The sequence below is a fragment of the Reyranella sp. genome (assembly GCF_052439685.1).
GTDB lineage: Bacteria > Pseudomonadota > Alphaproteobacteria > Reyranellales > Reyranellaceae > Reyranella.
This window is the reverse complement of sequence record NZ_JBQVQG010000043.1, coordinates 19,510-31,367: the sequence shown is the minus strand read 5'-3', so window position 1 is coordinate 31,367 and position 11,858 is coordinate 19,510. Positions and strand designations below refer to the sequence as shown.

Here is an 11,858-nt window from a genome sequence, read left to right as displayed (position 1 = left end):
CGACAAGATTCGCGAGATGGCCAAGAACGGCCAGCGCGAAGAGGCCAAGCGCATGCTCGAGGAGCTGCGCAAGATGATGGAGAACGCCACCCCGATGATGGCGAACCCCAACGGCCAGCAGCGTCAGCAGCAGGGGCAGCGCGGCCAGCAGGGCCAGGGCAACCAGCAGGGTCGCGAGATGATGAACCAGCTCGACCAGCTGTCGCGCCGGCAGAACCAGCTGCTGGGCGAGTCCGAGCGCGAGGGCCGTCAGCAGCAGGGCCAGCGTGGCCAGCAGGGACAGCAAGGTCAGCGCGGTCAGCAAGGACAACAGGGCCAGCAAGGACAGCAGGGACGAGGTCAGCAGGGTCAGGGCCAGCCGGGACAGGGCCAGCCGGGGCAGGGGCAGGGCCAGTGGGGTGACCAGCAGCGCGGCCAGCAGGAAGGGCTGCGTGGCCGGCTGGGCGAGTTCATGCAGAAGCTCGACGAAAACGGCCTGCAGATGCCGGAATCGCTGGGCCGCGCCGAGCGCTCGATGCGCGAGGCCGAGGAGGCGCTGCGTCGCGGCGACCCGCGCGAGGCGTCCCGCGCCCAGCGCCGGGCGCTCGACAACCTCCAGCAGGGCATGGGCGACATGGCCGAGCAGCTGCGCCAGCAGCGCGGCCCGGGCAACAACCAGGACATCGCCGAGATCGAGGAACGCGAGCGCCGCAGCGAGGACCGCGATCCGCTGGGCCGCTCCGACGGCAACTATGGCGATGCGATCGACTCCGGCTCCGACAAGGTCCCGCTCGAACTCGACCGCCAGCGCAGCCGCGAGATCCTCGACGAACTGCGCCGCCGCGCCGGCGAGCAGCTGCGCCCCAAGGAAGAACTCGACTACATCGACCGGCTGCTGAAGACTTATTAGGGGCCGAGCGACAAGTCAGTCTGAGGCGAATCTGTCGTCCTGAGCGCGGCGAAGGACCTCACAGATCGACCAGAGGACTCCCTAGCTGGCGGGAGATCCTTCGCTGCGCTCCAGGGCGGAGGGTACCCCGCTCAGGATGACGAGAGCGCGCTTTCTACTCCGCCGTCTTCTCGACCACACCGATATAGGGAAGGCCGCGGAAACGGTGAGCCCAGTCGAGGCCGTAGCCGACCAGGAACTCGTCGCCCGCCTCGAAGCCCACGAAGTCGGCCTTCAGGTCCGTGCGCCGCTTGGCGGGCTTGTCGAGCAGGGTGCAGATCGACACGCGGCGGGCGCCGCGCTCCTCCAGGAGCTTCTTGGCGAAACTCAGAGTGAAACCTGATTCCAGAATGTCGTCGACCAGCAGCACGTCGCGGTCGCGCACGTCGTCGACGATGTCGCGCACGATCCGGACGGTGCCGCTCGTCTCGGTGCCGCTGCCGTAGCTCGACAGGGTGACGAAATCCATCGACCAGTCGGCGCCGGCACGGCTCAGCGCCCGGATCAGATCGGCGGCGAAGACAAAGCTGCCCTTCAGCACAGAGACCACGAGTGTGTCGGAAGCGAGCTTCTCGGAGAGGTCGGTCGCCATCTCCTCGACGCGCGCGGCGATCTCGGCGGCGGAGAAGCGGATGGAGACGACCGGACGGTCGGAGGTGGTGCGATCGGGCAACGGGAACTCTCGTAAAGCGGAGGCGCTAGTCGACGGTCGGCACGATGTTGGTCGCACCCGAGGGGGGCTCGTCAAGCGGCAGGCTGAAACTCCGGCGCGCGCCCGGCTGGATCGGCCCCTCGATCAGTGGCATCGCGCGTTCGGCCAGGACCTGCTCGCCGGCACGGAAGACGACTTTGAGACGCTGGGTCGAGCCGGGGGCGGTGCCGGTATTGATTAGTTCGCCGAGCACCACGTAGCGGCCGTCGATGAGATCGATCTTGGTCGTCGCCATGTCGAGCCCGACATGGGCACGCGCCATCCGAGGCGCGTCGGGCGCCGCCCGCGCGGTGTCGAGATGAAGGATGGCACGCCAGGAGGCAGGAAGCCGGGCCTTGATCTGGTCGCGATAGGCATAACCCGCGCCCCCCAGCAGCACGATCAGGACGATCGCATAAGCAATCAAGGTGCCCCAGTTCGTCTTCCGTTTCGGCGGCGGCGTGGTGAGGGCCGGTAGGCCGGCGCCCGGCGTCGACGGCCGGATGACGACATCGGGTACGGCAGGAGCAGCTGGCGCAGGCTGTGCTTCCGGCGGAGTGTCGGGAGGTGGCGGTGCGTCGGGTTTCTGGAACCAGCGATGGCTGCAGCGCACACACTGTACAGTGCGACCTGTCGGGCCGATCGCCACGGGATCGACGGCGTATCGGGCGCCGCAGTTGGAACAGGTAAGCTGCATGATGAGAGCGGGGGGTGCCCCACCAGATGTCCTTTGCGCGGCGACACTAGGCCACTACAAGTTGGCATACAAGCAACACGTCGCTCGCGAATACTTTTGAAATGTTTGGCCTCCGGCTGCGCTCGTTCTTCTTCAATGTCGGCTGGTATGCCGGCACCACGATCCTTGCCATCGCCGGTTCGCCGATTCTGCTGATGCCGCGGCGCTTCGTGGTCGCCTGGTCGCTGGTGTGGATCGACTTCTGCCTGTGGTGGCTGCGGGTCACCTGCCGGCTGACGCATCGCGTGAGGGGGCAGGAAAACCTGCCGACCGGGCCGGTCATCTTCGCGTGCAAGCACCAGTCCTCGTGGGAGACGCTGGCTTTCTCCCGCCTGTTTCCCGGCGCCGCCACCGTGATGAAGCGCGAACTCGTACTGATCCCGATCGTCGGCTGGGCGATGGCGCGGGCCGGCAACATCGCCGTTGAACGCGGCGATGGCGCGAAGGCGCTGCGCGGGCTGGTGAAGCAGGCCAAGGCGACCTTGGCCGAGGGGCGGTCGATCCTGATCTTCCCCGAGGGCACGCGGGTCGCCGTCGGCGACGAGAAGCCCTACCAGGTGGGAACGGCAGCGCTCTACCGGCAGCTCGGCGTTCCCGTCGTTCCGGTCGCGCTGAATTCCGGCGTGTTCTGGGGGCGCCGCAAGTTCATCAAGTGGCCGGGAATCATCGATGTCGAGATCCTGCCCGCCATTCCACCGGGCCTGGGCCGCGAGGTGTTCATGACGACCCTGCGCGAGCGCATCGAGGGCGCCACGGACGGGCTCGTTGCCGCAGCCTGCAGGCGCGAACAAAAATAGAACGATCTGTTGATATCGACCGGCCGTCGGCCTACTTTTTCCCGATGGAATGGGCACCCGTCTCCCAGCGGATCTGGGACATGAAATACCGCTTCAAGACCGCGCCGGGGGCCAGCACGGCAGCGACGCCGGACGCCGATCTCGACGCGACCTGGTGGCGTGTCGCCCGCGCTCTGGCGGCGCCGGAACGCGACCCGGAGTTGTGGGCCGGCCGTTTCCACGAGGCGCTGTCGGGATTCAAGTTTCTGCCCGCAGGCCGAGTGATCGCGGGCGCCGGCACGGGGCGGACGGTAACACTCTTCAACTGCTTCGTGATGGGCACGATTTCCGACGACATGTCGGGCATCTTCGAGAACCTGCGCGAGGCCGCCCTCACGATGCAGCAGGGGGGTGGGATCGGCCACGATTTCTCGACCCTCCGCCCGCAGGGGGCGCCGGTGGTGGGCGTTGGCGCCGATGCGTCGGGACCGCTCTCTTTCATGGATGTGTGGGACTCGATGTGCCGCACGATCATGAGCGCGGGCTCGCGACGCGGCGCCATGATGGCGACGCTGCGCTGCGACCATCCCGACATCGAGGCCTTCGTCGACGCCAAGCGCGACCCGAAGCGGCTGCGCATGTTCAACGTCTCGGTTTTGGTCACCGACGCCTTCATGAAGGCGGTCGAGGACGATGCCGACTGGCCGCTGATGTTCGGCGGCAGGACCTTCCGGACGGTGAAAGCAAAGGCGCTGTGGGAGCGCATCATGCGCGCGACCTACGACGTGGCCGAACCTGGCGTCATCTTCATCGATCGGGTGAACCGCCGGAACAACCTGCGTTATTGCGAGTCCATCCAGGCGACGAACCCGTGCGGCGAGCAACCGCTGCCGCCCTACGGCGCGTGTCTGCTCGGATCGATCAATCTCGCGGCGTTGGTGAAGGCGCCGTTCACGCCCGAGGCGGCGCTCGACGACGACGCGCTGGAGCGGCTGGTGCCGTTGGCCGTGCGCATGCTCGACAATGTTATCGACGTCTCGCGCTTCCCGCTGCCGCAGCAGGAGAAGGAGGCCCAGGCCAAGCGCCGCATCGGGCTCGGCGTGACCGGGCTCGCCGACGCGCTGATCTTCTGCGGCGTGCGCTACGGCTCGCCCGAGGCGGTACGGCTCACGCGCGAATGGCTGGGCGCGGTGCAGCGTCTGTCCTACATGGCGTCGGCCGACATTGCCGCCGAGAAGGGCAGCTTTCCCCTCTATGATCGTGGGAAGTATCTCGCCGGCGAGACGATCAAGGCCTTGCCCGAGGAAGCCCGCACGGCGATCGGCCGCTACGGTATCCGCAACGCGCTGCTGAACTCGATCGCCCCCACCGGCACGATCTCGCTGCTGGCGGACAATGTCTCTTCCGGCATCGAGCCGGTCTTCGCCTTCAGCTACGTGCGGCATGTCCTGCAACCGGACGGGTCCAAGCGCGAGGAGAGCGTGGACGATTACGCCTTCCGCGTGTGGCGCGAGCTGAAGGGCAACGAGGCGCCGCCGCCGGATATCTTCGTCGATGCCCAGACGCTGTCGCCCGCCGATCATCTGGCGATGCAGGCCGCGGCGCAGGACCATGTCGACAGCTCGATCTCCAAGACCATCAACCTGCCGCGCGACATCTCCTTCGAGGCCTTCAAGGGCGTCTACGAGGAGGCCTATGCGCAGAACTGCAAGGGCTGCACGACCTACCGACCCAACGACGTGACCGGCGCCGTGCTCGAGGTGAAGCCGGCGAAGACCGAGACGCCCGTGCCGGCGGTGGCGCCGCGCGACAGCGACGTCGTCTATCTCGCCCCGCCGCTCGACCGGCCGGAGGAGCTGCCGGGCCGGACTTACAAGATCAAATGGCCGGGCAGCGACCACGCCATCTACATCACCGTCAACGACGTGGTGCAGGAGGGGCGCCGCCGGCCCTTCGAAATCTTCATCAACTCCAAGAACATGGAGCACTACGCCTGGACGGTGGCGCTGACGCGCATGATCTCGGCGGTGTTCCGTCGCGGCGGCGACGTTTCGTTCGTCGTCGAGGAGTTGAAGGCGGTGTTCGACCCGCGTGGCGGGCAGTGGATGGGCGGCCGCTACGTGCCGTCGCTGCTGGCCGCGATCGGCGGCGTGATCGAGCGCCATCTTGTCGAGATCGGCTTCCTGGCGCCGACCGAATCGCCCAGCCTGATCGACGCGATCGAGGAGCGCATGCGCCTCGCCACCGGCGCGAAGGAGCCGGCGGCCGGCGGCGATTCAGCCAAATCGATGGGGCAATGCCCCCAATGCGGCGCCGCAGCCCTCACGCACCAGGAGGGCTGTGACGTGTGCCTGAACTGTGGCTATTCGCGCTGCGGGTGACCAAGTCACCTGCAACCTGCTCAGCCCAGCTCGAGTTCGATGCCGGCCGACTTGCTGACGCCGGCCCACAGGGCCGCGAAGTCGCCGACGAACGCCGTGTATTCGGCCGGCGTCATCGGCTTGTCGCCAGGCAGCAGCACCACTTCCTTGAAGCGCTCAACCACTTCGGGCGCCTTGTAAGCCTTCTGCAGCTCGTCGTAGAGCCGCGCCACCACGTCGGGCGACATGCCCTTGGGACCGGAGACGCCGACCCAGGTCGAGGTGGTGAGCTTGGGGAAGCCCTGCTCGGCGAAGGTCGGGGCGTTGGGATACATGTCGAGGCGCTTGTCGGAGCTGACCGCCAGCAGGCGGACCTTACCCGTGTTGATGTGCGGCACGTTGGTCGTGATCGGGTCGAACATCGAGGGAATGACGCCGGCCAGCATGTCCTGCAGCGACGGTGCGGAGCCGCGATAGGGGACGTGCTTCAGCTTGATGGCGGCAAGACTGCCCAGCAGTTCGCCCATCAGGTGGGTGTTGGAGCCAATGCCCGAGCTGCCGAAGGCGATCGCGTCGGGCCTGGCCTTGGCGGCGGCGATGTAGTCGGCCAGCGTCTTGTAGGGCGAATCGCCCGGCACGATCAGGACGTTGGGGGTATGGCCGATCAGGGTCACATGGGTGAAGTCGGTGATCACGTTGTAGGGCAGCTTGGGGTAGATGCCGGGCGCGATGCCGAGCGGCGAGGCGTGCGAAATGACGAGCGTGTAGCCGTCCGGCGCCGCCTTGGCCGCCAGGTCGGAGCCGATCGTGCCGCCGGCGCCCGGCCGGTTCTCGACCACGACCTGGGTGCCGAGGGCGGCCGAAAGCTTGGGCGCCAGAATGCGGGAAATCGTGTCGGCGGTGCCGCCGGGTGGGAAGGTGGCGATCAGCTTGATCGGCTGCCTGGCCGGCCAGCCGGGGCTCGCCTTGACGGCGGGTGCGGCCAGCGAAGAGCCCAGGGTTGCGGCCGATGCGGCCAGGACGGTACGGCGGGTCAGTTTCATGAATCGCTCCGTTTTCCTCTCTCGCCGATGGGCTGGCGTGTTGTGCCGGAGCGGTGCAATCGATATGCCAGCACATATCCGCCCTTGATTTGCCGCAAGAGAATCCGCAAATCCGGGCCGACCAAGGAGATGTCTGTATGATGCGGCGGCTGGTTCTGGCGGCGGTTCTCGTGGGATGCGGTGCGGTGACTTCCATGGCCCCGGCTGCCGTGGCGCAGGGGCTCCCGAACTCGCGCAGCGAGCTCGCCTATTCGTTCGCGCCGCTGGTCAAGCGCGTGTCGCCGGCCGTGGTCAACATCTACACGACCACGACCGCCCGCGTGCAGCGCCGCCTGCCGTTCCCGTTTCCCGGCATGCCCCAGCAGGGCAGCGAGCGGGTGCAGAACTCGCTGGGTTCCGGCGTGCTGGTGGGTGCCGACGGCCTGATCGTCACCAATGCCCACGTCGTGAAGGGCGCCGACGAGATCCGCGTCGTGCTGGCTGATCGTCGCGAGTACGAGGCCAAGCTCATCACGCAGGACGAGCGCTACGACCTGGCGCTGCTGCGCATCGAGGGCTCCGACGAGAAGTTCCCGTTCCTGGAATTGCGCGATTCCGATTCGATCGAAGTGGGCGACATGGTGCTGGCGATCGGCAATCCGTTCGGCCTGAACCAGACCGTGACCAGCGGCATCGTGTCGGCCGTGGCGCGTAGCGCCGGCGGCATCAACGACTCCAACTTCTTCCTGCAGACCGATGCGGCCATCAATCCGGGCAACTCGGGCGGCGCGCTGGTCGCTCTCGACGGCAGGCTGATCGGCATCAACACGGCGATCTACTCGCAGAGCGGCGGCTCGGTGGGCATCGGATTCGCGACGCCCTCCAACATCGTCGAGCGCATGATCTCGACCGGCACGAAGGGCGGGCGGATCGTGCGGCCGTGGCTGGGCGTCAGCATGCAACGCGTGACGCCCGACCTCGCCTCGGGCTTCGGCCTGACGCGGCCTGCGGGCCTGGTCGTGAAGGACGTGTTCGCGGGCGGCCCGGGTGCGGCTGCCGGGCTGAAGCGCAACGACGTGATCGTCGGCATTCGGGAACAGATGATCGACGACGAGGCGGCACTGCGCTTCAGGCTTTCGACGCTCAACGTCGGCACGGTCGTGCCGGTGAAGGTCATGCGCGGCGGCAAGGAAGTGGTCGTGGACCTGAAGCTCGCGGCCCCGCCCGAGGACCCGCCGCGCGAGCTGTCGCTGCTCGAGGGCCGCCAGCCTTTGTCGGGGGCCTCCGTGGTCAACATGTCGCCGGCCGTCGCCGAGGAGATGGGGCTGGCAGAGTGGCGTCCTGGCATCATCATCGTCGAGGTGAAGAACGGCGCCTATGCCAGCCGCTTCGTGCGCCCCGGAGACATGATCCTGGCGGTCAACGGTCAGGAAGTGAAGAACGTGGCCGAACTCAAGAAGCGCGTGGCCAGCGGCATCAACAGCATCAGCGTGGGCCGCGACGGCGTGGTGTTTCCCGTCCAGTTCCGCTGATCCCATGAAAGTGTCGGGCCGTGCCGGCTGAACTCTTCGCCTCGCTCGCCCCGACGCCGCTCGCCGAACGCCTGCGTCCCAAGGCGCTGGGCGAGATCCTGGGCCAGGATCACCTGCTCGGTCCGGAGGGGCCGCTCGGCCGCATGCTGGAGGCCCGCAAGCTCGGCTCGCTGATCCTGTGGGGACCGCCGGGCTGCGGCAAGACAACCATCGCCAGACTTCTCGCCGAGGCTGTCGACCTGCATTTCGAGCCGCTGTCGGCGGTGTTCTCGGGCGTGGCCGACCTGCGCCGCGTGTTCGAGGCCGCCCGCCAGCGCCGCAAGGACGGCAAGGGCACGCTCCTGTTCGTCGACGAGATCCATCGCTTCAACCGGGCCCAGCAGGACGGCTTCCTGCCCTATGTCGAGGATGGGACCGTGACGCTGATCGGCGCCACCACGGAGAACCCGTCCTTCGAACTGAACGCCGCGCTTCTGTCGCGCTGCCAGGTGCTGGTGCTGCGCCGTCTCGACGACGGCGCGCTGTCGACTCTGCTGGCGCGGGTGGAGGAGGCGATCGGCCGCAAGCTGCCGGTCGACGAGGAGGGGCGGCAGGCCCTGTTCGCCATGGCCGACGGCGACGGGCGTTACATGATCGGCCTGGCCGAGCAGCTCTCGCAATTGAAGGACAAGGGGCCGGTCCCGCCGTCGCGGCTGGCGACGCTCCTGCAGAAGCGCGCGCCGCTCTACGACAAGGGACAGGAAGCGCACTACAACCTGATCAGCGCCCTGCACAAGTCGTTGCGCGGTTCGGACGTCGATGCCGCGCTCTACTGGTTCGCGCGCATGCTCGATGGCGGCGAGGATCCCAAGTATATCGCCCGTCGCCTGGTGCGCTTCGCCGTCGAGGATATCGGCATGGCCGATCCGCAGGCGCTGACCCAGACGCTGGCGGCGTGGGAGACCTACGAGCGCCTGGGCTCACCGGAAGGCGAGCTGGCGATCGCGCAGGCGGTGATCTATCTCGGCACTGCGCCGAAATCGAACGCCGCCTATGTCGCTTTCGGGGCCGCCAAGCGCGCCGCCAAGACGCACGGGTCGCTGACGCCGCCGATGCACATCCTCAATGCACCGACCAAGCTCATGAGGGAGATCGGCTACGGCAAGGGCTACGAGTACGACCACAATGCCGCCGACGGCTTCTCCGGCCAGAACTACTTTCCCGACAACATGAACCGCGAAGAGTTCTACCAGCCGGTCGAGCGCGGCTTCGAGCGCGAGATCGTGAAGCGGCTCGATTACTGGAAGAAGCTCAGGGAAAAGAAGCGGTAGAGGGCCGAGCGAAGCTCGGCCATCGAGCGTCAGGACATTGCGAAGCAATGTCCGGGAGCGCCGAAGGACGAATGATCGCGCCGAACCTCAGGGCTTGGCCATCGCCCGCACGACCCTGCGGTCACGACCGTACACGTCGTCGCGGAAGGTCGGCACGCCGTCGGCGTTGGCGCTGACGGTGCGGTAGGTCACGTAGAGCGTGATCGGTTCGGGAAAGGTGTAGTGGGCCTGCTGGCCGTCCCTGATCACCTGCTGGACCCGGTCCTTGTTGAAGCCGTTCTTGCCGTTGAAGACCTTCTCGACGAAGTCCAGCGGGTTCTGCAGGCGGATGCAGCCATGGCTGAAGTTGCGGCTGCCCTCGGTGAACAGCCAGCGGCTGGCCGTGTCGTGCATGTAGATCCCGTACTTGTTGTTGAACGGGAAGAAGATGTAGCCCAGCGCGTTCGACGCGCCCGAATCCTGACGGATGCGATACGGGAAGGCCTTGGGATGGATCGAACTCCAGTCGATCGTGTTGGGGTCGATCTCGTCGTCGTTGCTCCAGCTCGCGAAGATCTTGAACCCACTGCCGGAGAGAGCGTTGGGATCGCGGCGCAGGATCGGCAGATACTCCTCGCCGGCGATCGACGGCGGCACCGTCCAGTACGGGTTGGTCTGGAAGCCGCGCATGGTCGACTGGATCTCGGGCGTCGGGTCCTTCGGTGTGCCGACGATGACCTGGCTCTGGAAGGCGATCTTGCCTTCGTTCACGAACACCATCGAGTAGTCGCCGGTGTTCACGTAGACGAAGCGGCTGCCGAGATCCTCCGGCAGCCAGCGGCGGCGCTCCAGGTTGGCAACGATCTGGTCTATGCGTTCGTCGATCGTGGTGTTGAGCGAGCGCACGGTCTTGGCGCCGATGACGCCATCGACGGTCAGGCCCTTCATCTCCTGGTAAGACTTCACCACGCCGACCAGCGGCTCGTCGTAGAGGTCGACGATCGGACCTGCGGGCGGCACCGTGAAGTCGAGCTCGACCAGGCGCTTGCGCAAGGCCGGCACCCGGGTGTCGATCATGTTGGGCTTGAGCGCGCTGCCGTCGGGCATGGCGGTGTAGGTCGTGCGGGTCTTCTTCTCGCGCCAGGTCGCCAGAGCCTTCTGCAGCGCAGGGTAATCTCCCTTCGGCGGCAGCGAAGCCAGGTAGGCCGCGAAGTCAGGGGCATCGGCCGCCGCCTGCAGCAACGCCGCCTTGTCGGCCTTGCGCTGGATGATGTCGATTTCCTTGTCGACCCGGTTCGCGCGGACGCGGCCGGTCGAGACGTCGCTCGCGTAGGCGACGAAGACCGCCGACAGCAGGGCTTCGGCAGCGGCCGGGTCGGCACCCGGGGCCATGGCCTTCTCGACTTCGGTGAGATTGTACCATGCGGGATCCAGCCCATGCTCGCCGGCGCTTTGCAGCGCCTTCAGCAAGGCCTCGGCACGTGCCGAGGCAGGGCCGGATCCGGTCCACAGGACGCCTGAAGCGTAGGACGAGGATGCTCCCGAAAAGGAGAGCGCGAACGCCAAGAGAGCGGCGAAAAAATGCGATCGATTCACACCTGAAGTATACGCAGAATCGCCCGATTCGTCCATCAGCGCACGAATCCGTGAACGGCGAGGAAGGCCACGAGGTCGGCACTGGCGCGCTGTTTCAGATCGGCCGTTCCTCCGCCCGCCCGCGCGCCGCGGGTGACGCAATGCTGTCGCGCCCAGGCCTGGAATTCGGGCTCGTCCATCGCCAGCCCGAGCGAGGGCACGAAGTGACGCCCGTCATCCTCGATGATGTTGCGGCAGCACGACCAGTTCTCGGCGTCCTTGATGTCGAAGACCGGGCCGAGCGATTCCCAGCCGTGATGGGCGCCGCCATAGACCTTCACCCGGATCCGGTCGTTGCCGGCCGCCCGCATGCGTTCGGCATATTCGATCGCCAGTTCGGCCGGCGTGTAGTCGTCCCGGGCGGCCAGCATGAAGAACATCGGCCGTCCGTGGGTGGCGGCGTCGCGATGCTGGGCCGTCGCGCCCGGGCAGAGGGCGACATGGATGTCGAAGAGGTGCGGGAAGCCGCGACGCCACCGCTGGCGGACGGCGAGGGCCGTGTTGAGCGTGGCCACGCCGCCCTTGGAGACGCCCATGATGCCGATGCGCTCCGGATCGAAGCGGCGATCGGCGCGCAGCAGGGCGAGGGCTGCGAAGGCGTCGCCCTCCATCTGCGCCGCCGAGACCAGGCTCTGGTCGGCCACGGTGCGCCGCACCCCGCGGCTTCGGAAACTGTCGACGATCAGCGCCGCGGCGCCGGCCGCGTTCAGCAGGTCGGCATAATAGTGCTCGCGATGGCGCTGGACGCCGGCGCTGCTGGTCAGGATGACCATGCAGGGCAGCGGCTCCGGACGGTCGGCCGGAATGTGCAGGGTCGCGGAGATTCGCGCCGGACGGCAGGCCGTCGGATGGTCGAACGTCAGCGTGTCGAAGGACACCGATTCCATGG

10 protein-coding genes are annotated in these 11,858 nt (G+C 67.2%); 5 read left to right on the top strand and 5 right to left on the bottom strand.

Annotated features, from left to right (window positions below; all coding sequences use genetic code 11):
- On the top strand, positions 1-889 hold an 889-nt coding region (locus ACT6UX_RS28755; RefSeq protein WP_444778584.1), incomplete at its 5' end, for a DUF4175 family protein.
- A gap of 154 nt (positions 890-1,043) precedes the next feature.
- Here the strand turns inward: ACT6UX_RS28755 and hpt are convergent.
- Both hpt and ACT6UX_RS28745 read right to left on the bottom strand, forming a co-directional pair.
- A complete protein-coding gene (gene hpt, locus ACT6UX_RS28750) occupies positions 1,044-1,601 on the bottom strand; it encodes a hypoxanthine phosphoribosyltransferase (protein ID WP_444778583.1) in 558 nt (185 codons plus the stop codon).
- A 25-nt stretch (positions 1,602-1,626) separates the two neighbouring features.
- Positions 1,627-2,316, bottom strand: a complete 690-nt coding sequence (locus tag ACT6UX_RS28745) for a zinc-ribbon domain-containing protein (protein WP_444778582.1) — start codon at positions 2,314-2,316, stop codon at positions 1,627-1,629.
- A 101-nt stretch (positions 2,317-2,417) separates the two neighbouring features.
- On the opposite strand from ACT6UX_RS28745, the gene ACT6UX_RS28740 reads away from it, so the two are divergent.
- Together ACT6UX_RS28740 and ACT6UX_RS28735 are read left to right on the top strand one after the other, a co-directional pair.
- Positions 2,418-3,152 (top strand): lysophospholipid acyltransferase family protein, encoded by a 735-nt coding sequence (locus ACT6UX_RS28740; protein ID WP_444778581.1) that lies wholly within the window; start codon positions 2,418-2,420, stop codon positions 3,150-3,152.
- A gap of 80 nt (positions 3,153-3,232) precedes the next feature.
- Positions 3,233-5,512 carry an adenosylcobalamin-dependent ribonucleoside-diphosphate reductase gene (locus ACT6UX_RS28735; RefSeq protein WP_444778580.1) on the top strand — a complete coding sequence of 760 codons (2,280 nt, stop codon included), beginning with the start codon at positions 3,233-3,235 and terminating at the stop codon, positions 5,510-5,512.
- Between the two features lie 20 nt (positions 5,513-5,532).
- Here ACT6UX_RS28735 and ACT6UX_RS28730 read toward each other — a convergent pair whose 3' ends face one another.
- Positions 5,533-6,534 (bottom strand): Bug family tripartite tricarboxylate transporter substrate binding protein, encoded by a 1,002-nt coding sequence (locus tag ACT6UX_RS28730; RefSeq protein ID WP_444778579.1) that lies wholly within the window; start codon positions 6,532-6,534, stop codon positions 5,533-5,535.
- Between the two features lie 137 nt (positions 6,535-6,671).
- Here ACT6UX_RS28730 and ACT6UX_RS28725 point away from each other — a divergent pair, with 137 nt between their 5' ends.
- A complete protein-coding gene (locus ACT6UX_RS28725) occupies positions 6,672-8,045 on the top strand; it encodes a Do family serine endopeptidase (RefSeq protein WP_444778578.1) in 1,374 nt (457 codons plus the stop codon).
- Positions 8,046-8,065: 20 nt separating this feature from the next.
- Positions 8,066-9,355: a replication-associated recombination protein A gene (locus ACT6UX_RS28720; RefSeq protein ID WP_444778577.1), complete on the top strand. Its 1,290-nt coding sequence runs from the start codon at positions 8,066-8,068 to the stop codon at positions 9,353-9,355.
- Positions 9,356-9,442: 87 nt separating this feature from the next.
- On the opposite strand, the gene ACT6UX_RS28715 is transcribed toward ACT6UX_RS28720, so the two are convergent.
- Positions 9,443-10,966 (bottom strand): L,D-transpeptidase family protein, encoded by a 1,524-nt coding sequence (locus tag ACT6UX_RS28715; RefSeq protein WP_444778576.1) that lies wholly within the window; start codon positions 10,964-10,966, stop codon positions 9,443-9,445.
- The gene (locus ACT6UX_RS28710; RefSeq protein ID WP_444778575.1) at positions 10,966-11,856 is read right to left on the bottom strand and encodes a dienelactone hydrolase family protein; all 891 of its coding nucleotides are present in this window, start codon (positions 11,854-11,856) and stop codon (positions 10,966-10,968) included. Before ACT6UX_RS28710 ends, ACT6UX_RS28715 begins: the two co-directional genes overlap by 1 nt.
- Positions 11,857-11,858 lie beyond the last annotated feature (2 nt).

What these genes read in the sequence shown, in the direction of transcription:
- ACT6UX_RS28745 (WP_444778582.1), bottom strand. Translation starts at nt 2,316, where the DNA reads ATGCAGCTTACCTGTTCCAACTGCGGCGCCCGATACGCCGTCGATCCC.
- ACT6UX_RS28740 (WP_444778581.1), top strand. Translation starts at nt 2,418, where the DNA reads ATGTTTGGCCTCCGGCTGCGCTCGTTCTTCTTCAATGTCGGCTGGTAT.
- ACT6UX_RS28735 (WP_444778580.1), top strand. Translation starts at nt 3,233, where the DNA reads ATGAAATACCGCTTCAAGACCGCGCCGGGGGCCAGCACGGCAGCGACG.
- ACT6UX_RS28730 (WP_444778579.1), bottom strand. Translation starts at nt 6,534, where the DNA reads ATGAAACTGACCCGCCGTACCGTCCTGGCCGCATCGGCCGCAACCCTG.
- ACT6UX_RS28725 (WP_444778578.1), top strand. Translation starts at nt 6,672, where the DNA reads ATGATGCGGCGGCTGGTTCTGGCGGCGGTTCTCGTGGGATGCGGTGCG.
- ACT6UX_RS28715 (WP_444778576.1), bottom strand. Translation starts at nt 10,966, where the DNA reads ATGGACGAATCGGGCGATTCTGCGTATACTTCAGGTGTGAATCGATCG.
- ACT6UX_RS28710 (WP_444778575.1), bottom strand. Translation starts at nt 11,856, where the DNA reads ATGGAATCGGTGTCCTTCGACACGCTGACGTTCGACCATCCGACGGCC.